The sequence below is a fragment of the Mesorhizobium sp. M0159 genome (assembly GCF_040322295.1).
Classification (GTDB): Bacteria; Pseudomonadota; Alphaproteobacteria; order Rhizobiales; family Rhizobiaceae; genus Mesorhizobium.
This window is the reverse complement of sequence record NZ_JAMYTF010000059.1, coordinates 1-20,000: the sequence shown is the minus strand read 5'-3', so window position 1 is coordinate 20,000 and position 20,000 is coordinate 1. Positions and strand designations below refer to the sequence as shown.

At 61.6% G+C, this 20,000-nt stretch carries 18 protein-coding genes, 1 tRNA gene and 2 rRNA genes (1 of these 21 running past the window's edge); 12 read left to right on the top strand and 9 right to left on the bottom strand.

Translation table 11 applies throughout. The features are described 5' to 3' along the window. From NKJ32_RS31060 to NKJ32_RS31050, 3 genes are all read left to right on the top strand, one after another. Nucleotides 1-1,819, top strand: a 23S ribosomal RNA gene (locus NKJ32_RS31060); it begins 980 nt to the left of the window's first position. A 96-nt stretch (nt 1,820-1,915) separates the two neighbouring features. Beyond that, nucleotides 1,916-2,030: ribosomal RNA gene (gene rrf / locus NKJ32_RS31055) — 5S ribosomal RNA — on the top strand. A gap of 130 nt (nt 2,031-2,160) precedes the next feature. After that, a tRNA-Met gene (locus NKJ32_RS31050) sits at nt 2,161-2,237 on the top strand. 250 nt (nt 2,238-2,487) lie between these two features. Here NKJ32_RS31050 and NKJ32_RS31045 read toward each other — a convergent pair. From NKJ32_RS31045 to NKJ32_RS31020, 6 genes are all read right to left on the bottom strand, one after another. After that, nucleotides 2,488-2,994 (bottom strand): L-2-amino-thiazoline-4-carboxylic acid hydrolase, encoded by a 507-nt coding sequence (locus NKJ32_RS31045; protein WP_352568299.1) that lies wholly within the window; start codon nt 2,992-2,994, stop codon nt 2,488-2,490. Next, nucleotides 2,991-3,782, bottom strand: coding sequence for an ATP-binding cassette domain-containing protein (locus tag NKJ32_RS31040; protein ID WP_352568298.1), 792 nt, complete (start codon nt 3,780-3,782; stop codon nt 2,991-2,993). The genes NKJ32_RS31045 and NKJ32_RS31040 overlap by 4 nt, the downstream gene beginning before the upstream one ends. Beyond that, entirely contained in the window at nt 3,779-4,777 is a 999-nt protein-coding gene (locus NKJ32_RS31035; protein WP_352829909.1) for an ABC transporter ATP-binding protein, read from the bottom strand. Before NKJ32_RS31035 ends, NKJ32_RS31040 begins: the two co-directional genes overlap by 4 nt. After that, nucleotides 4,774-5,604, bottom strand: coding sequence for an ABC transporter permease (locus tag NKJ32_RS31030; RefSeq protein WP_352568296.1), 831 nt, complete (start codon nt 5,602-5,604; stop codon nt 4,774-4,776). The genes NKJ32_RS31035 and NKJ32_RS31030 overlap by 4 nt, the downstream gene beginning before the upstream one ends. Further along, nucleotides 5,601-6,587: an ABC transporter permease gene (locus NKJ32_RS31025; protein ID WP_352568295.1), complete on the bottom strand. Its 987-nt coding sequence runs from the start codon at nt 6,585-6,587 to the stop codon at nt 5,601-5,603. Before NKJ32_RS31025 ends, NKJ32_RS31030 begins: the two co-directional genes overlap by 4 nt. A 287-nt stretch (nt 6,588-6,874) precedes the next feature. Next, nucleotides 6,875-8,485 (bottom strand): ABC transporter substrate-binding protein, encoded by a 1,611-nt coding sequence (locus tag NKJ32_RS31020; protein ID WP_352620174.1) that lies wholly within the window; start codon nt 8,483-8,485, stop codon nt 6,875-6,877. A gap of 366 nt (nt 8,486-8,851) precedes the next feature. Between NKJ32_RS31020 and NKJ32_RS31015 the strand changes: the two genes are divergently transcribed. Both NKJ32_RS31015 and NKJ32_RS31010 read left to right on the top strand, forming a co-directional pair. Next, nucleotides 8,852-10,069: a M24 family metallopeptidase gene (locus NKJ32_RS31015; protein ID WP_352620176.1), complete on the top strand. Its 1,218-nt coding sequence runs from the start codon at nt 8,852-8,854 to the stop codon at nt 10,067-10,069. A gap of 51 nt (nt 10,070-10,120) precedes the next feature. Further along, a complete protein-coding gene (locus NKJ32_RS31010) occupies nt 10,121-10,801 on the top strand; it encodes a DUF4304 domain-containing protein (RefSeq protein WP_352754559.1) in 681 nt (226 codons plus the stop codon). Between the two features lie 2 nt (nt 10,802-10,803). Here NKJ32_RS31010 and NKJ32_RS31005 read toward each other — a convergent pair whose 3' ends face one another. From NKJ32_RS31005 to NKJ32_RS30995, 3 genes are read right to left on the bottom strand one after another with little or no spacing between them, the layout of a single operon-like run. After that, nucleotides 10,804-11,220, bottom strand: coding sequence for a cupin domain-containing protein (locus tag NKJ32_RS31005; protein ID WP_352456830.1), 417 nt, complete (start codon nt 11,218-11,220; stop codon nt 10,804-10,806). 26 nt (nt 11,221-11,246) lie between these two features. Continuing rightward, nucleotides 11,247-12,086, bottom strand: a complete 840-nt coding sequence (locus NKJ32_RS31000) for a phosphoenolpyruvate hydrolase family protein (protein ID WP_352568291.1) — start codon at nt 12,084-12,086, stop codon at nt 11,247-11,249. Nucleotides 12,087-12,097: 11 nt separating this feature from the next. Beyond that, on the bottom strand, nt 12,098-13,294 hold the full coding sequence (locus NKJ32_RS30995) for a Tm-1-like ATP-binding domain-containing protein (protein WP_352456828.1): 1,197 nt from the start codon (nt 13,292-13,294) through the stop codon (nt 12,098-12,100). 136 nt (nt 13,295-13,430) lie between these two features. On the opposite strand from NKJ32_RS30995, the gene NKJ32_RS30990 reads away from it, so the two are divergent. The 7 genes from NKJ32_RS30990 to NKJ32_RS30960 all read left to right on the top strand — a co-directional run. After that, nucleotides 13,431-14,099, top strand: a complete 669-nt coding sequence (locus NKJ32_RS30990; RefSeq protein ID WP_352594868.1) for a TetR/AcrR family transcriptional regulator — start codon at nt 13,431-13,433, stop codon at nt 14,097-14,099. Between the two features lie 359 nt (nt 14,100-14,458). Next, entirely contained in the window at nt 14,459-15,775 is a 1,317-nt protein-coding gene (locus NKJ32_RS30985) for an ABC transporter substrate-binding protein (RefSeq protein ID WP_352754557.1), read from the top strand. Nucleotides 15,776-15,849: 74 nt separating this feature from the next. Beyond that, nucleotides 15,850-16,755 (top strand): carbohydrate ABC transporter permease, encoded by a 906-nt coding sequence (locus NKJ32_RS30980; protein ID WP_023722315.1) that lies wholly within the window; start codon nt 15,850-15,852, stop codon nt 16,753-16,755. A gap of 1 nt (nt 16,756) precedes the next feature. Then, nucleotides 16,757-17,716 carry a carbohydrate ABC transporter permease gene (locus NKJ32_RS30975; protein ID WP_292661213.1) on the top strand — a complete coding sequence of 320 codons (960 nt, stop codon included), beginning with the start codon at nt 16,757-16,759 and terminating at the stop codon, nt 17,714-17,716. Beyond that, entirely contained in the window at nt 17,713-17,934 is a 222-nt protein-coding gene (locus NKJ32_RS30970) for a hypothetical protein (RefSeq protein ID WP_023675179.1), read from the top strand. Before NKJ32_RS30975 ends, NKJ32_RS30970 begins: the two co-directional genes overlap by 4 nt. Next, entirely contained in the window at nt 17,931-19,034 is a 1,104-nt protein-coding gene (locus NKJ32_RS30965; RefSeq protein WP_352568289.1) for an ABC transporter ATP-binding protein, read from the top strand. Before NKJ32_RS30970 ends, NKJ32_RS30965 begins: the two co-directional genes overlap by 4 nt. Next, on the top strand, nt 19,034-20,000 hold a 967-nt coding region (locus NKJ32_RS30960), incomplete at its 3' end, for an ABC transporter ATP-binding protein (protein WP_352829905.1). The genes NKJ32_RS30965 and NKJ32_RS30960, both read left to right, overlap by 1 nt.

Genomic DNA, 20,000 nt, shown 5'->3' with positions numbered 1-20,000 from the left:
AGACACACGGCGGGTGCTAACGTCCGTCGTGAAAAGGGAAACAACCCTGACCTACAGCTAAGGTCCCCAAGTTATGGCTAAGTGGGAAAGGATGTGAGGATCCCAAAACAACCAGGATGTTGGCTTAGAAGCAGCCATCATTTAAAGAAAGCGTAACAGCTCACTGGTCTAAATAAGGGTCTTTGCGCCGAAAATGTAACGGGGCTAAAGCCATACACCGAAGCTTAGGGTTTGCAGCAATGCAAGCGGTAGCGGAGCGTTCTGTAAGCTGATGAAGCCATACCCGTGAGGGGTGGTGGAGGTATCAGAAGTGCGAATGCTGACATGAGTAACGTAAGGGGAGTGAGAGACTCCCCCGCCGAAAGTCCAAGGGTTCCTGCTTAAAGCTAATCTGAGCAGGGTTAGCCGGCCCCTAAGTCGAGGCAGAAATGCGTAGACGATGGGAACCACGTTAATATTCGTGGGCCTGGAGGAAGTGACGGATCATTGAGGTAGTCCAATCTTATCGGATTGAAAGGGCTGCTGCGTGGTTCCAGGAAATAGCTCCTCCTTATAGACCGTACCCGAAACCGACACTGGTGGACTGGTAGAGTATACCAAGGCGCTTGAGAGAACTATGCTGAAGGAACTCGGCAAATTGCACGCGTAACTTCGGAAGAAGCGTGACCCTTTCATGCGCAAGCATGGGAGGGTGGCACAGACCAGGGGGTAGCGACTGTTTATCAAAAACACAGGGCTCTGCGAAGTCGCAAGACGACGTATAGGGTCTGACGCCTGCCCGGTGCTGGAAGGTTAAGAGGAGGGGTGCAAGCTCTGAATCGAAGCCCCAGTAAACGGCGGCCGTAACTATAACGGTCCTAAGGTAGCGAAATTCCTTGTCGGGTAAGTTCCGACCTGCACGAATGGCGTAACGACTTCCCCGCTGTCTCCAGCATAGACTCAGTGAAATTGAATTCCCCGTGAAGATGCGGGGTTCCTGCGGTTAGACGGAAAGACCCCGTGCACCTTTACTATAGCTTTACATTGGCATTCGTAGTGGCATGTGTAGGATAGGTGGTAGGCTTTGAAACCTGGGCGCCAGCTCAGGCGGAGCCACCCTTGAAATACCACCCTTATCACTATGGATGTCTAACCGCGGCCCGTTATCCGGGTCCGGGACAATGTATGGTGGGTAGTTTGACTGGGGCGGTCGCCTCCTAAAGAGTAACGGAGGCGCGCGATGGTGGGCTCAGAACGGTCGGAAATCGTTCGCTGAGTGCAATGGCATAAGCCTGCCTGACTGCGAGACTGACAAGTCGAGCAGAGACGAAAGTCGGTCATAGTGATCCGGTGGTCCCGCGTGGAAGGGCCATCGCTCAACGGATAAAAGGTACGCCGGGGATAACAGGCTGATGACCCCCAAGAGTCCATATCGACGGGGTTGTTTGGCACCTCGATGTCGACTCATCGCATCCTGGGGCTGGAGCAGGTCCCAAGGGTATGGCTGTTCGCCATTTAAAGCGGTACGTGAGTTGGGTTCAGAACGTCGTGAGACAGTTCGGTCCCTATCTGCCGTGGGTGTAGGAATATTGAAAGGATCTGTCCCTAGTACGAGAGGACCGGGATGGACGGATCTCTGGTGGACCTGTTGTGGCGCCAGCCGCATAGCAGGGTAGCTATATCCGGACGGGATAACCGCTGAAGGCATCTAAGCGGGAAACCCACCTTAAAACGAGTATTCCCTGAGAACCGTGGAAGACGACCACGTTGATAGGCCGGGTGTGGAAGAGCGGCAACGCTTGAAGCTTACCGGTACTAATAGTTCGATCGGCTTGATCGTTCTCATTCCTAATGCCCATTTCTGGTGACAATCCTTGGATTGCGCCGAGATGGATGGCACAGAAAACAGCTTCTCGAGCAACGTGCGTTTTGCCGACCTGGTGGTTATGGCGGAGCGGCTGCACCCGATCCCATTCCGAACTCGGCCGTGAAACGCTCCAGCGCTGATGGTACTTCGTCTCAAGACGCGGGAGAGTAGGTCGCTGCCAGGTCTGCCAAGCGCACGTTGTTTAATCTTCTCCTTACGAACAGGCCCGCCAACGGGATATCGGGCCGCGCAAGCGGCCTTTTCATTTGGCGGAAGCTTGAATCCAGTGAGCCAAGGCTTACTTCTAGGGTTGACGCGGGGTGGAGCAGCCCGGTAGCTCGTCAGGCTCATAACCTGAAGGTCACAGGTTCAAATCCTGTCCCCGCAACCAAATTCGAAAACGGCCCGCCTTGTGCGGGCCGTTTTCGTTTTGCTGGCCGATTGGTTCGATCCCCGTCAGGGACTCGCACGAAGCAGACACAGCGAGACACCAAGGCAGGTCCAGCCCCCGCAAAAACCCCGGTAGCCTTACAGCGCCGGGGTTTTTTTGTTTTGGGGCGTGCTGCCAAACACCGAAGCTCGCGCGCCGCGACGAAGTTCCACGTCCTGCCGGCACCTGAATGTGCTGCATGGATGCAGCTCTAGCCGGCATCCCGGTTGGTCAAGGCGATGTGGCAGCAGCCGGAACCGTGGCCCGGCGTCCAGGTGACGTTGTCGAAGCGCACTCCGGTGGCCTCGAACAGGCCGCGGTCGAAGGCGCCGGCGATTCGGCAGAGCGTGGCGAGCTTCTCGTCGCCGACGCCGGCTTCGACCCAGGCGTCCTTCAGCGGACAGCGCTTGACCTTGAAGGCGATGCGGCCTTGGCTGCGTTCGACGTCGGTCGGATACATGCGGCCGCCATCCGGGCTGACGGCCAGGAACGCCTCGCCGATCGCCGGTGCATCGTTCGGGCCGAAATCGGCAAAGGCCGCCGCCGCAACCTCCTTGCCGCGTTGTTCGATTATACGGATCATAATCGCCTCGGCTTTTTCCGCGCCCAACTCCGCGGTTAGCTCGTCGAGGAACAGACGATAGAGATCGGCGCGGTTGCGGAAGGCGGAATCGAGTTCGCGCGACAGTTTTTCGGCTCGGGCTTCGGCGTCGGTCATGATGCGTCCTGTTCGAGCCTTGACAGTCTTGGCGCTGCCGCTACCAGCGCCTTGCCGATCGCGGATTGCGGCGCGTCGATGACGGTGCGGGCATCGCCGCTCTCGGCAATCCGCCCGGCGTCCAGAATGGCCATGCGGTGGGCGATGGCACGGACGACGCCGAGATCGTGCGAAATGAATAGATAGGCGATGCGCTCCTCGCGTTGAAGGTCGAGCAGCAGTTGCAGGATCTGCGCACGAACCGAAACGTCGAGCGCCGACACGGCCTCGTCGAGCACGACCAGCGACGGTTTCGTGGCGATGGCGCGGGCGATTGCAACGCGCTGGCGCTGACCGCCGGAAATTTCGTGAATGGCGCGGCCGGCGAGACCGGGGCTGAGGCCGACGCGTTCCAGCAGAGCTGCAATACGGCGCGGGCGCTCGGGGCCAGAGGCAATGTGATGGATGCGCAAGGGGTCGTCGAGCACACGCGCGACTGTGGCGCGTGGGTTCAAGGCGGCGAGCGGATCCTGAAACACCATCTGAAGACGGGCGCGCCGGCCGCGCAAGGCAGCGCCGTTCAGCGACAGGAAATCGCTGCCTTCAAATTCGATACGGCCGGTATCGAATTCGATGAGCCGGAGCACTAGACGAGCTATCGTCGACTTGCCGCTGCCGGAAGGTCCGGCTAGCGCCAGCGTCTCGCCGGGGTCGATGTGGAAGGAAACGTCGTCGACCGCGGCGATGATCTTGCCGCCGCGACTGTATCGTTTGGTCAGGCCGGAAACGGCGAGCAGCGGGTCGGTCATGTTCGCCGCAACAGCGGCTCGGCGTCGAGGCCGAGATGAGCGTCAAGCAGCACACGAGTGTATGCGTGACGCGGCGCATTGACGATTTGGGCTGTCGAACCGAGCTCGAGCAGCTCGCCATGCCGGAACACCGCGATGCGCTCCGCAAGCTCAGCGGCCAGCGCAATGTCGTGGCTGATGAACAGCAGCGTCATACCGTCCTCGGCCACCAGTCGCCGGATCAGCCCGACGATCTCGGCCTGCACGATCGTATCCAGCGCGCTGGTCGCCTCGTCGGCGATCAGCAGTTTCGGACCGGCAGCAATCGCCGCGGCGATCGCCACACGCTGCTTCTGGCCGCCGGAGAGCTGGTGCGGGAAGGCGCAGAGGGCAGCGTCCGGATCGGGCAGGCGGACGCGCTCGAGCAGGGTTTTTGCCTTGGCATAGGCGTCTCGCCAACTGAGGCTGAGATGAGTGCACGCGACTTCCGCGATCTGCTTGCCGATTGGCATCACCGGGTCGAGACTTGCGGATGGGTCCTGGAAAATGAAGCCGATGTCACGGCCACCGATTGGAGCATGGTCGCGAAGGCTTGCAGGTTGGCGTCCCGTCGCACCCCCCTCTGTCCTGCCGGACATCTCCCCCACAAGGGGGGAGATTGCACTTTCATCTCTGCCTTCGCCAATCACCGAAGCTGGCGGAAAGGAACCGGCTGCGGAACTGCCGATCTCCCCCCTTGAGGGGGAGATGTCCGGCAGGACAGAGGGGGGTGCCTTGGCACCAAACATTGGTGGCGGGCGCAAGAGCCAATCGATGCGGCCTTCGATCCTGGCGGTGGCCGGCAGCAGGTCGGCAATGGCCAGCGCCAGCGTGCTCTTGCCCGAACCGCTTTCACCGATGATGGCAAAGCGCTCGCCGGCGGTGATGTCGAAGCCGACATTCTTCAGCGCCGCTACCTCGGCGCCGTCACGGCGATAGGTCACCGTCAGATTGCGGATCGAAGCAAGCGCCGTCACGACAGGCTCCTCCTCATCGCCGTGGTCTCGACGACGCCTTCGCCGGCGAGATAGACGCCGAGCACGGTGAGCACGAGCGCTACGCCCGGAATGATCGACAGGAAGGGCGCGGTGCGCAGCACGGCGCGGCCTTCGGCGATCATGCCGCCCCAGGTAACCCGGTTGGGATCGCCGAGGCCGAGAAAGGACAATGCCGCTTCGGTGAGAATCGCCGCGGCGACGATCACCGACGACAAAGCCATTACCGGCGGCAGCGCATTGGGGAGCACCTCCCGAAAGGCGATCTCCAACGGATGCATGCCGATGACGCGGGCGCCGGCAACAAAATCGCGCTCGCGGATCGACAGCACTTCGGCCCGCGCCACGCGTGCCGGTCCGGTCCAGGCGCCAAGCGCGATCGCCGCGACGACGACGCCGAGCGACGGCCCGACAATGCTCACGAAAGCCAAAGCCAGCAGGAAGGCTGGCACGGTCTGGAACGCGTCGGCGATGCGCATCAGCATCTCGTCGACAACGCCGCCAGCAAAACCGGCCAACGTGCCGATTATGGCGCCGACGGCAAGGGCGACGGCTGCTGCTGCCAGCCCGACCGCCAGCGAGGTGCGGGCGCCGTGGAGAAGCTCGGCTAGCACGTCGCGGCCGAGCCGGTCGGTGCCGAGCGGCAGCGACCAATCCTGGAAGGGCGGCAGCAATGCCGGTCCGGCAATCGCCTGCGGATCGCCGGGAAAGAACAAAGGCGCGGCAAAAACCATGGCAAACAGCGCCGCCAGGATGACCGCGCCGGCGACAGCCTCCGGCGTGCGCAGGAAGCGGGCAAGCGGACTCATGCGCTGGCCTCACTGGCGCCGACGCGCGGATCGAGGAAGACGTAGGCGATGTCGACGAGAACGTTGATGATGACGACCAGGACAGCGCTGGTGAGAATAATGCCGAGCAGTAGTGGGGTATCCCGCGCGGCCACCGCTTCCTGCGCCAGTCGGCCTAGGCCGGGGACGGAAAAGACGCTCTCGATCACGACGCTGCCGCCCAACATCTGCGCGGATTGCAGGCCGAGCATGGTGACCAGCGGCAACAGCGCGTTACGGGCGACGTGAGCGAGCACGATGCGACGGCGGGAAAGTCCCCTGGCACGGGCGGCCAGCACAAAGTCCTGTCGCCACACCTCGGCCATGCCGGCGCGCGTCATGCGCAGATAGAGCGCGAGATAAATGAAGCCGAGCGCCGAAACCGGCAGGACGAGATGGCGGGCGATATCGGCGGCGCGATCGAGGCCGGTCCTGGCCGAGACGATACTCTCGATGCCGCCGATCGGAAACCAGCGCAGGTCGACGGCGAAGACAATGATCAGCACAAGCCCGAGCCAGAAGCCCGGCACGGCATAGAGCGCCAGCGAGCCGATGGACAGGAAACGATCACGGAAGCTGCCGGGTCTGGCGCCGGCATAGATGCCGAGCGCCGAGCCGAGGCCGAAGGAGAGCGCGGTGGCGCTCCCCATCAACAGAAGCGTGTTGGGCAGGCGCTCGAGGACGACTTCGCGGATCGGCCGCGAAAAGGTGACCGACTGGCCAAGGTCGAGATGCAGCAGCGCCCAAAGGTAATTGGCCAGCCGCGTCAGCTCAGACTGGTCGAGCCCCCAGCGGTGACGCAACAGCTCGATCATGCCGGCGTCGCCGCCGGTCGAGACGATATAGGCATCGACCGCGTCGCCGGGAGCGGCTTCGAGCAGCAGGAAGGTGCCAATGACGACAATCAGCAGCACGAAGATGCTGCCGACGAGACGGCGGCGAAGGAGGATGACGGCGCGGGTCATGGCGCAACGCCGATAGGAGAGCCAAGTCTTCGGTGCCGCGCTCTACGGCGCCCCCCTCTGTCCTGCCGGACATCTCCCCCACAAGGAGGGAGATTGGCAGTTTCGGCGTTGCCGGCCGTCTTGCAACGCTGGAGATTGGCAAAAGCGACAATGACAGCCGATCTCCCCGCTCGTGGGGGAGATGCCAAGTGGTGGCAAAGAGGGCAGGACAGAGGGGGGCGCGAAAAAGCTCTCATCGCTGAAGCTGAGCACCCACACAAGCGGCGCGCAAGTCTGAAGAGACTTCCTTACCCCTCCAGCCAAGTGTCCGCCCAGTTCGATACCGCCCAGCGCGGGTTGTTGGCGATGTTGTTGACCGTATCGCGGGCGACGCTGATGAAACTCCATTCGGCGACGTTGATCAGTGGCAGGTCGGCGGCAACTTTTCTCTGGAACTCCTTGTAGAGTTCGGTGCGGGCGGCGGTGTCGAGCGTCTCCGATGCCTTGGCGATCAGGGCGTCGAGATCGGCATTCTTGTAGCCACCCTGGTTGGAGAAGGGCACGCCGTCGGGAATACCGCTCTGCACCAGGATGGTGGTCGAGATCGCCGGATCGCCGCGGAACACCGGCGGCCCGACCGCAAGGTCGAAGGCGTGGTCGGTGTAAACCGCCTTGATGTGCGCGGCAGAGTCGTTGTTGACCAGCTGGGCGTCGATGCCGATGGCGGCGAGCGCCTGGCGCAGATAGTCGCCGAACTGCTTGGTTTCGTTGAAGTAAGGCGCCGGCAGCAATCTCAGTGAAAAGCGCTTGCCGTCATCGCCCCGGCTGTAGCCGGCCTCGTCAAGCAAGGCGTTGGCCTTGGCGACGTCGAAGGCGTAGGTCGGCACGTCGGCGGTGTAGAATTGCGGGTCGTTTTTCGGCACCGGGCCAGTGGCGGTGGCGGCATAGCCAAGGAATACCGTCTTGACGACGAAATCCTTGTCGATGGCGTGAGCGATCGCCTGGCGTACTTTCAGGTCGGCCAGCTCCTTGCGGCGATGATTGATCTCGACGACGAGCTGGTAGGTCAGCCCTTCATAACCCTTGGTGATCACCTTGAGACCGGGCACTTTGGAGATGCGGTCGAGATCGGCCAGGGGCACGGCGGAGAAGGCGGCGAGCTGGATCTCTTCGGCTTCCAGGGCGCTGGCCGCCGACGTGCGGTCCGGCAGCACCTGATAGATGATCTCGTCGAGATAGGGCTCGTCCTTGCCCCAATAGTCGGTGTTCTTCTCCAGCCGGTAATATTCGCCGGGCTTGTGTTCGGCAAATTTGAACGGTCCGGTGCCGACCGGGGCGTTGTTGGCCGGGTTGTCCTCGATCTTTCCGGTCTCGTAGATGTGCTTGGGCACCACGCTGCTCAGCGCCGGCAAGGCGTTGTGGATCAGCTGGAACGGTGTCGGCTTGGCGAATTTGAACACGGCGGTGGCTTCGTCCGGCGTGTCGACCGCCTCCAGATCCTTGAACACGGTGCGGCCGAGATTCTGCAGCGGCTTCCAGACCTGCAGCGCCGAGAAGGCGACATCGGCTGAGGTGAATGGCTTCCCATCATGCCATTTGACGCCCTCGCGCAGTTTGAACGTCACCGACAGGCCGTCGGCGGCACCTTCCCAGCTGAGCGCCAGGCGCGGATCGAGCCCGTCCTTGCCGCCGAAGGAGGCCTCGGCCAAGGTTTCCACGATCTTGCTCGAAATGAAGAAGACGCCGTTCGAGGCGACAATCGCCGGATTGAGATTGCGCGGCTCGGAATCGGCGGCGACAACCAGTCGTCCGCCCTTTCTCGGCGTCTGCGCCGAGCCGATCGTCGGCATGGCGGTGGAGGCCAACAGCAATGCCGAACCGGCCAGCATTGTACGTCTGGAAATGGTGAACTCTGGCATGATCGAACTCCGTCCTCTCCGCGGACCCGGCCGGGTCCGCCGTACCCCTCGGACGCTCGTAAGCATCCTGCAAAGCTGATTATGGGCCTTGTGCGGGGTTTCGCCAAAGACGGAATTGGCGCATCTCTACGTGGCTTTGAAATTTCCGTCCGCTGGACCAGTTGTACAGAAAACGATTCGACGCGCGGTTCTAGCAGGACCAGACTGGAGTAAAGTGCAGCAGGTGGAGCAGCTTTTGGGGCTGGTTCGCCCGTTCTGGCTGGACCAGATCGGGCAAAATGATGCAGATTTAAGCATAGCCGAGGTTCAGAGCCGGAAAAGCCGGTGCCGGCGAGCGGCCGGCTAAGGGATTTCAGGGAGAGAGACATGAACATTGCCCCAGGCAAGAATGCCGTCGGCAGCGTGCCGTTCGACCAGGCCAGGGTGGACGGGCTGATGGAGGAGGCCGGCATCGACGTGCTGCTCGCCACCTCCAAGCACAACACGCAATATCTGCTTGGCGGCTACAAGTTCATCTTCTTCGCCGCCATGGATGCAATCGGCCACAGCCGTTATCTGCCTGTCGTCGTCTATGAGAAAGGTGGGCCGGAGCATGCCGCCTATATCGGCAACCGCATGGAAGGCGGCGAGCACCAGAATCATCCGTTCTGGACGCCGACACTGCATGCCGCCTGCTGGGGTACGCTCGATGCCGCCAATCTGGCGGTCGAGCATTTGCGAAAGATCGGCAAGGGCAATGCCCGCATCGGCATCGAGCCCGCCTTCCTGCCGTCCGACGCCTATATGCTGATCCGCAACGCGCTGCCGGATGCCAAGCTGATCGATGCGACTGATATGCTGGAGCGCATGCGGGCAATCAAAACCGAGGCGGAGCTGGAAGAGCTGCGCATCGCTTCGGAGCTGATCACCGATTCCATGCTGGCGACCATCGGCTGGGCACGCGAAGGCACGACCAAGAGCGAGATCATCGAACAGCTCAGGCGCGAGGAGACCAATCGCGGCGCGCATTTCGAATATTGCCTGTTGACGCTAGGCTCCAGCCACAACCGCGCCGCCTCGCCGCAGGCGTGGAGGAAGGGCGAGGTGATGTCGATCGATTCCGGCGGCAACTACCACGGCTATATCGGCGATCTTTGCCGCATGGGCGTGCTGGGCGACCCTGACGCCGAACTCGAGGATCTGCTGGCCGAGATCGAGGCAGTGCAGCAGGCGGCCTTCTCCAAGGTCAAGGCGGGCACGCTGGGCGGTGACATGATTTCTCGTGCCGAAGGCGTTCTGAAGAAATCCAAGGTTGCGGCCTATACTGATTTCTTCGCGCATGGCATGGGGCTGATCACGCATGAAGCGCCGTTCCTGATGACCAACCATCCGGTGACCTATGAAGGCACCTATGCCGCAAAGCCGCTGGAGAAGAACATGGTGCTTTCGGTCGAGACGACCATGCTCCACCCGACGCGCGGCTTCATCAAGCTGGAGGACACGGTGGCGGTGACCGATGCCGGTTACGTCATGTTCGGCGATCGGGGCCGGGGCTGGAACAGGGGCGGGGGCGGCTTAGGCGCTGGTTACCTAGCCCGTTCTTGAGATTACCTCGTCCGAGCAAATAATTGGTCACGCCAGCGAGCATTTGCCGATATGGAACCCGAACTGCCCAAGCAGGTCTTTATCGACGGGTGCGAGCAGATCTCCATGGAGTTCGAACCGATTGGGTTCCGCTTTGCGAAAAGCGGTCCTCATGCGAGTCGTCGGGCCGGCGACTGGGTATTCAAAATCTCCTTTCAATCAAACTATCTGAACGTCGGCGGCGAGTACGTCGAACTCGTCGTGCATGCGTCGGTCTACAGCAAGGCAATAAAGGAGTGGGACGAGCGAAGCGCTTGGCCCGCCAGTGCCAGCGATTGGGTCGCCGGTGGACAGCTTGGCAATTTGCGAACCCCGCATCATTGGCGGACATGGAACATCGCAAACCCGCATACCCGCCAGGCTGAAATCGCGAACATCGTTGCCAACATCCAAACGACTGTCCTGCCGCTCTTCGAACGTTTCGACGTTCCGCGCAAACTAGCCGAACAGGTCGCATGTTCTGAAGTTCCGGGCTTCATGTTCCCTGAAAATGCTGTTCGATTTGTACTCTGGCAGCTTGGTCCAGAGGCAGCGGAAAACTGTTTGTCCTATTGGGTGGCGCGCTTACCTTCGCCGGATGCTTTCCGATCAGAGCGCGATGTCCCCACTTTGCCGGATAGGCTCGCTCTGGGAAGCGATACTAACAACCTAGCAAGGGTCGCTCGTGCGATGAAGATTGGCCTCAGCCTGTGACATTATCTGCCCGGCGGGATCAACCTGAAATCCGGCAACTCCCGCAACGCCAGTTCCGGCCCGGCCGGCGAATAGACGACGAAAAGCTGCATCGGCCCGTCGCCGGTATTGAGCGTCGAGTGGAAGCGGCTTTCCGGCACATAGATGGTGCAGCCGGGGCCGACTTTCTCGACGACCGGGTTGCCTTTCTCGTCTTCGACCATCTGCTCGCCATTGCCTGAGATGACAAAGATGATCTCCTCCGCACCCGGATGGTTATGACGCGTATGGCCTTTGCCTGACGGTAGGTCGACGACACCACCGGAAAATCGCTTTGCGCCGTTCACTTCGGGAGCGACCGTCAGCGACAGCCTGCCCCAGTCGAAGCCGAAGGCGCTAACGTCTTTTGGATATACGAATACCTTGCTGTTGTCGGTCATCGTCCCACCCTTCTTTTTGCTGGTCTCTACGCAGCGCCGAACGTGACGGCCTTGAAATCCGCCGTCTGCCTGGCGATCGAGGCTTCCGCCGGCAGCCGCTCCATCGAACTGGCGCCATAGAACCCGTGCAGGCCCTTGCAGCGCTCGAGAATATATCTGGCGTCGTCCGGGATCGAGATCGGCCCGCCATGGCAAAGCAGGATCATATCCTCGCGCACTGAGCGTGCCGCTTTGGCGATGGCGTCGATCTCGCTCACACAGTCGTCCAGCGATTTAGCCGATGTCGCGCCAATCGAGCCGCCGGTGGTCACCCCCATATGGGCGACGACGATGTCGGCGCCAGCTGTTGTCATGGCGCGCGCCTCGTCTGGGTTGAAGACATAGGGCGTGGTCAACAGGTCGAGTTTGTGAGCCTCGGCGATCATGTCGACCTCGAGCCCGAAGCCCATGCCGGTTTCTTCAAAACTCTGCCGCATCTGGCCGTCGAACAGGCCGATGGTCGGAAAGTTCTGCACACCGGAAAAGCCCATCGTCTTCAACTCGGCCAAAAGCAGCGGCATGATGACGAAGGGATCGGTGCCGTTGACGCCGGCCAGCACCGGCGTCTTCTTCACTACCGGCAGCACTTCGTAGGCCATTTCCTTGACGATCTCGTTGGCGTTGCCATAGGCGAGCAGGCCGGCGGCCGAGCCGCGCCCGGCCATGCGGTAGCGGCCGGAATTGTAGATGATGATCAGGTCGATGCCGCCGGCTTCCTCTGCCTTGGCCGACAGGCCGGTGCCGGCACCGCCGCCGACGATCGGCACGCCGTCCGCGATCATCTTGCGGAATTTCTCCAGGATTTTCTTGCGCGGTATGGCGGCCATGTCTTGGTGTCTCACTGTCTGGCGATGTCGAGGAAGGCCGTTGTGGCAGCCCAGGCGAATTCGGGGTCGTTGATATGAAGCGGCAGGCGCAGCACGCGCCGCGTTTTGGCGGGTTTGATGGTACGCTCGATCGCCTCGAACAAAGCGGCATCGGCTTCAGGGTCGAAGAAGGCGCCGCCTTCAATGTCGAGCGCCGACACGCCTTTCTCCGGAATGAGGAAACGAACCGGACCCTGGCAGAGGCTCAGCCTTGTGCCGATCCATTCGCCGATCGTTCTGCTTTCGTCGGCAGTGGTGCGCATCAGTGTGACGTTTGGATTGTGCTCATAGAACAGCCGGCCGCGATAGCGTTCCGGAATTGTCGGCGGCGCCCAGAAATTGACCATGTCGAGCGCGCCGACCGAGCCGACATAAGGCAGCCCGGTGCGGGCGATGGCGCCAAAGCGATCTTCGGTCGCCGGCAGCACGCCGCCAAGCACCAAGTCGCAGACTTCGGTCGTTGTGATGTCGATGACGCCTGACAACAGGCCGCTGTCGGCCAATTTTTCCATGGTGCGGCCGCCGGTGCCGGTGGCATGAAAGACCATGCAGTCATAAGTCGAACGAAGCTCATCGGCGATCGCGGTCACGCATGGCGTGGTGACGCCGAACATGGTGAGGCCGAGCGACGGTTTGCCCTCGGGCGGCGGCGCCGGCTTTGTCGCCATGCCTGATATCGCCTGGGCGGCATTGTGCAGCACGACACGCGAAAGCCGGTTGAGGCCGGCCATGTCGGTCACCGACGGCATCATGACGATGTCGGAGACGTCGACGTAAGGCGCGGTGTCACCCGAGGCCAACGTCGAAACCATGATCTTGGGCAGACCGAGCGGCAGCGTGCGCATGCCTGCGGTGATGATCGAGGTGCCGCCACCGCCGCCAATGCCGATAATCCCGGCAATATCGCTGCGCGACTGGACAAACCGGGCAAAGGCGGCAGCCATCGCCGCCACCGCGGTGCCGCGATCGTCGACGCCGAGCACGGCATTGCGACCCTCGGAATGATGGCTGGCGACCTCGTCTGCCGAAACATCGACCGGCACGGTCGCGCCGCGTGTTCCGATGTCGACACGGGCAATCGAAGCGCCGGTAGCCGCGACCGCATCGGCCAGAAATGCGAGTTCCTCGCCCTTGGTGTCGGCGGTGCCCACCACATAGATGCGCTTCATCGCGTTTCCCCGGTCTTGGGCGTGCTCGGCGTTGCCGCCCCTTTTTGCCCGGCCGTTCGACGGCGCGAAGGGCCATTGCAATTTTTTGAGACACGCGTATCGTATTGACATGAATGTCTCACGTCAACAAGCGGCAATGGACGACAATGCCAGCCAAGGGCCGAACCCCCAGGTAGAGCGCGGGGCCCGCGCGCGCACCAGGCGTCTCATGCTGGAGACGGCGACAAAGCTGATGCAGGCGGGCGCCACGCCCTCCGTCAGCGAGGTGGCGGAGGCAGCGGAGGTCTCGCGCGCCACCGCCTATCGGTATTTTCCGAGCCAGGCGGCGTTGGTGCAGGCGGTGGTCGATGAGGGGCTTGGGCCGATCCTTACGTGGAAATCGAGCTCTGCCGATCCCGAGCGCCGGGTCGCTGAGCTGTTCGAGACCGCCATGCCGCGCATCGAGGTCTTCGAAGCGACGTTCAAGGCGGCGCTGAAACTGTCGCTCGACCAGTGGGCGCAGCGACAGGCAGGCACGCTTGACGGCGAACCTGCCTTCACGCGCGGCCATCGCGTCGATCTTTTGAAAGATGCGATCGCGCCACTCAAAGGCCGGTTGCCGCCGCGCGAATTCAAGCGGCTCGCGCAGGCGCTGTCATTGATCTTCGGTGTTGAGATGCTGATCGTATTGAAGGATATATGGGGATTGGATAGCCGCAGTATGATGTCGGTTGCGCAATGGGCGGCCGGCGCACTGGTGCGTGCGGCGGTGACGGAATCGATGGCTGAAGGTGACGGGATCGCGCCGACGAGGGCCGTTAGATGAGGCCAATCTGGTTCGACCAGATTTTCAGCCTGACCATTTGTGCTACTAGCGATGCAGCGGCCCAAGTAAGGCACTTATGTATCAAGGAGTAGGAAAATTCAGGGAAAACAGACAGATATCGCAGAAACCAACTTGTCTGCGTGTCCGCCACCGTTCAAGAAAGAGCTTGACGTTCGTCTGAAATTGGTAATACCAGATCAGGACAAATAAAGCGGATCAAAGGGTGAAGGCTAAGATCCGTTTCGGTCGAACGAGGAGGCTCAAAAACCGGAACGGTGCCGTCACGGGAGGACTACCAGGGCCGGCCTCGCCGCCGGCTCGCATGACGCGGTAGAATGCGCACAAGGGAGGAAATCATTATGCGCAAGACAATGACCAGCTTGCTTGCTGGTATCGGCCTAGTGCTCGCCTGCGGAACGTCCGTCTACGCGCAGGAAAAGGAACTTACAATCTTCTGGGCGGAATGGGATCCGGCCAATTACCTGCAGGAACTCGGCAACGAGTACGAGAAGGAAACCGGCGTCAAGATCACGGTGGAAACCACACCGTGGCCCGACTTCCAGACCAAGGCCTTCACCGAGTTCAACGCCCATGGCGACGCCTACGATATGGTCGTCGGCGACTCGCAATGGCTCGGTGCCGGCTCGACCGGTGGCCACTATGTCGACCTGACCGACTTCTTCAACAAGCACAAGGTCGGTGAAGTGATGGCACCGGCCACGGTGAAATACTATGCCGAATATCCGGGCGGCAGCAGCAAGTACTGGGCCATTCCGCTCGAAGGCGACGCCGTCGGCTGGTCCTATCGCAAGGACTGGTTCGAAGACCCCAAGGAAAAGGAAGCCTTCAAGGCCAAGTATGGCTACGATCTCGACGTGCCGAAGGATTTCAAGGCGCTACGCGACATCGCCGAATTCTTCTACCGGCCGGACCAGAAAAAATACGGCATCGCCATCTACACCGACAATTCCTATGACGCGATGGCGATGGGCTTCGAAAACGCGCTGTTCTCCTTCGGCGGCGAGCTGGGTGACTATAAGACCTACAAGGTCGATGGCTTCATCAACTCCGACAAGGCGATCGCGGCGCTTGACACCTACAAGGAACTCTACAAGTTCACGCCTCCGGGCTGGGCCAAGTCGTTCTTCGTCGAGGACAACCAGGCGATCACTGAAAACCTGGCCGCGATGAGCATGAACTACTTCGCGTTCTTCCCCTCACTGATCAACGAGGCGTCGAACCCGAATGCCAAGAACACCGGTTTCTTCGCCAATCCTCCCGGCCCGAACGGCGACCAGTTCGCCGCACTCGGCGGTCAGGGCATCTCCATCGTTTCCTACTCGCAGAAGCAGGAAGAGGCGACGAAGTTCCTGGAATGGTTCATCAAGGACGAGACCCAGAAGAAATGGGCAGCGCTTGGCGGCTACACCTGCAGTGCCGCCGTGCTCAAGTCGCCCGAATTCCAGAACGCCACGCCCTACAACAAGGCGTTCTACGAGACCATGTTCAAGGTCAAGGACTTCTGGGCGGTTCCGGAATACGCGGAACTGCTGCAGCAGCTTAACCAGCGCATCTATCCTTACATGATCGGCGGCGAAGGCACCGCCAAGGAGACGCTGGACGCACTGGCAGCCGACTGGAACGCGACCTTCAAGAAATACGGCCGCGGCCAATAAGTATGAAGTTTCACGGAGGGGGCGTTCGTGCCTCCTCCGTTTCTTTTTCTGATTTTTGAACCGGGAGCAGAGTCTTGGCGACCACGATGATCACCACGCTGGACAGGTCCTCGCGGGCCGCCGCTCGCGGTCTAAGCGACATTTCGATCCGCAATCTCTTCATCATCCCGACGATCCTGTTTCTGATCGTCTTCAACATCTTCCCGCTGATCTATTCGCTGGGCTATTCGTTCACCGATTTCCGCGCCTCGACCAGCGCGGCGGCGAATTTCGTCGGGCTGCAAAACTACCGCGACCTGCTCAGCGATCCCTATGTCTGGTCCAACTTCGCCATCACCGCAAAATACGTCATCATCTCGGTCGCCGGCCAGCTGCTCGTCGGCTTCGGCGTGGCCATGCTGCTCAATCGCGACATTCCGCTCAAGGGCCTGCTGACGACGCTCCTGTTGTTGCCGATGATGCTGTCGATGGCCGTCGTCGGCCTGTTCTGGAAGCTGCTCTACGATCCGTCCTTCGGCATCATCAATTATGCGCTGGGCCTCGGCACCTTCGAATGGCTGTCGGATCCGAAAATGGCGCTCTATGCGGTCGCGCTGACCGACATCTGGATGTGGTCGCCCTTCGTCATGCTGTTGTCGCTGGCCGGCCTGTCGGCCGTGCCCAAGCATCTCTACGAGGCAGCCGCGATCGACAGGGCCGGGCCGTTCTACACCTTCTTCCGCATAACGCTGCCGCTGGTTGCGCCGATCCTGATGATCGCGGTCATCTTCCGCACCATGGAGGCGTTCAAGACCTTCGACCTCGCCTACATCCTGACCAGCCAGCCGACGGCCGAGCTGATCTCGATCCGGCTCTACAAGATGGCGTTCCAGGAATGGCAGACCGGGCGTTCCTGCGCGCTCGCCTACATCGTGCTGATCATGGTGCTGGCGATCACCAACATCTATGTCAAATACCTCAACAAGGTGAAGGAGCGCTGAGATGGCCGCAGTCCGCACTTCTTCCGAAATCACCTTCAACCGGGTCGCCATCGTCGCTGTCCTGCTGGTGACGATCATCTTCCTGGCGCCGATCTACTGGATCGCCTCGACGGCGTTCAAGCCGCGCAACCTCGCCACCACCATTCCGCCGACGGTGGTTTTCCAGCCGGAGATATCGCCCTTCGTCAAGTTGTTCACCAAGCGTTCGCAGCTGCGCAGCCCGCCGTCGCCGGAGGAGTACGCGGCTGCGCCGTGGTGGGAGCGCGTCGTCTTCAATGGGGGCGAAAAGATCGTGCGCGACGGCAAGGGCCAGGTGCAGTGGTCGGGCTATCCTAGCCGTTTCATGAACTCACTGATCGTTGCCATAACCTCGACCGTCCTGGCCGTCGGCATGGGCACCTTCACCGCCTATGGGTTCTCGCGCTTCAAGGTAAAAGGCGAGGCGGACCTACTGTTCTTCATCCTGTCGACACGCATGCTGCCGCCGGTGGTCGTCGCCATTCCGATGTTCCTGATGTACCGGGCGGTCGGCCTCAACGATTCCCATATCGGCCTGATCATCCTTTACACCGCCTTCAACCTGTCCTTCTCGGTGTGGCTGATGAAAGGCTTCATGGACGAGATCCCCAAGGAGTATGAGGAGGCGGCCCTCGTCGACGGCTATACGCGCATGGAGGCCTTCTTCAAGATCGTGCTGCCCGAGGCCGCCACCGGCATCGCCGCCACCGCCGTGTTCTGCTTTATCACGGCGTGGAACGAATATGCCTTCGCACTGATCATGACCAGCCGCCGTGCCCAGACAGCACCGCCCTTCATCCCCAGCCAGGTCGGTTCCGGCCTGCCGGACTGGACGGTGATTGCCGCCGGAACCTTCCTGTTCCTGCTGCCGGTCGCGATCTTCACCTTCCTGCTCCGCAACCACCTGTTGCGCGGCATGTCGTTTGGAGCGATCCGCAAATGAGCTTTCGCGACATCAACCAGAAATATCTCGAACCGGGCAGCCAGGTGCTGATGGTGCTCGGTATCATCGCGCTCTGCCAGCCATGGAACATGCTGCTGCACAGCTATGGCGTGACCATCATCCTGATCGGCCTGATCGGCTTCAACATCACCTCCAAGATCGCGCCGGAGGAGAAGGCCGGCACCGGGCAAGGGGCAAATCCGGGGGCACAGCATTGACCCAGATCGAGCTTCGAGGCATCCAGAAATATTTCGGCGCCGTCCAGGTCATCAAGGACCTCAACCTGAAGATCGACGACAACGAGTTCATCGTGCTGCTCGGCCAGTCGGGCTGCGGGAAGACGACGACGCTCAGGGCGATTGCCGGGCTGGAGACGATCGACGGCGGCGACATCCTCATCGACGGCAAGCCGGTCCAGCACCTCAAGGCCGCCGATCGCGATATCGCCATGGTCTTCCAGTCGTTCTCGCTCTATCCGCATATGAGCGTCTATGAGAACATCGCCTTTCCGCTCAGGGCGACGCGCAAGAGCAAGGCCGAGATCGACAGCGAGGTGCGCTCGGTCGCCAAGACGCTGCAGATCAGCGATCTCCTCGCCAAGAAACCGTCGGCGCTGTCGGGCGGCGACATGCAGCGCGTGGCGATCGGCCGAGCCTTGGTGCGGCGGCCGAAGGCGATGCTGATGGACGAGCCGATCGGGGCGCTCGATGCCAAGCTGCGCGAGGAGATGCGGGCCGAGATCAAGCGGCTGCACATCAAGCAGGGCTCGACCAGCATCTACGTCACCCACGACCAGATCGAGGCGATGAGCCTCGCCGACCGCATCGTCATCATGCATGAAGGTGTGCTGCAGCAGGTCGGCTCGCCGGACGAGGTCTATTCGCACCCGGCGAATCTTTTCGTCGCGCAATTTGTAGGCAGCCCGGTGATGAACGTCGCCGACACTTCGGTGACCGAGAAAGCCTCATCGGCCTCGGTCACGGTCGGCGATGCGGCCGCCGGTTTCGAATTCCCGCGCGCCTTGCTGTCGAAGCTCAACGGCCATGCCGGCAGCCAACTCGCGCTCGGCATCCGGCCGGAAGGCGTCCTCGTCCGCCGCGAAGCCGCCGAGGGGTTCCTGCCGGTGGAGACGCAGATCGTCGAGCCGCTCGGGTCCTTCGACATCGTCGACCTCAAGGTCGGCTCCAAGATGCTGCGTGCGCGCACCAAGAGCGGCTTCATCGGCGGCCCCGGCGAAAGAGTCTTCGTCAGAATCGATCCCAGCCAGGCGCATTTCTTCGACACGGCGAGCGGCAAATCGCTGGGAGTGAGACTCTGATGGCCCACATCCAGCTCAAGAACATCTCGAAGAAGTTCGGCAACCATACTGCTTTGACCGGGCTCGATCTCGACATCGCCGATGGCGAGTTCTTCGTTCTGCTTGGCGAGACCGGCGCCGGCAAGACGACGACGCTGCGCATGATTGCCGGCCTGGAAAAACCGAGCGAAGGCCAGGTCTTCATCGACGGCGTCGATGTCGCCGACTGGGGCGCGGCCGAGCGTGACGTGGCGCTGGTGCTGCAGCAATATTCGCTGTACCCGCGCTATACGGTGCGCCAGAACCTCGAATTTCCGCTGAAGCCGAAGATCCGCCGGCTGCCCGATGCCGAGATCAAGGATCGTGTCGACCGCGCGGCCAGGACGCTGAGGATCGAGCATCTGCTCGACCGCAAGACCGACAGGCTTTCAGGCGGCGAGATGCAGCGCGTCTCGATCGGTCGCGCCATCGTGCGCAAGCCGCGGGTATTCCTGATGGACGAGCCGTTGTCGGCGCTCGACGCCAAATTGCGCGAGGCGCTGCGCACCGAATTGAAGAACCTGCAGATGCAGCTTGGCGCCACCTTCCTGTTCGTGACGCATGATCAGATCGAGGCGATGTCGATGGGTGACAAGGTCGGCGTGCTCAACCATGGCCGCATCGTCCAGACCGGCACGCCGTACGAGATCTATAACAATCCGCGCGACACCTACGTGGCAAGCTTCGTCGGCTCGCCGCCGATGAATCTCATCGACGGCAAGCTCGTCAACGGACGTGCGGTGATGGCGCCGCTCAATTTCGAATTGCCGTTTGCAGGGGGTGCCAAGACTTCGGGGGGTGCCAAGACTTCGTGGGGGCTAAAGACGGGCGCGGGGGCCCCCCGGCGCCCCCGCCGCGGGGGGTTTTGTGCCCGGGCCGGGGCTAGCGCGCCCCGCCCGCCCGGGGCGGCGCGGGGGCCGGGACAGGAGGACCCAGGCGGCGCGGAGC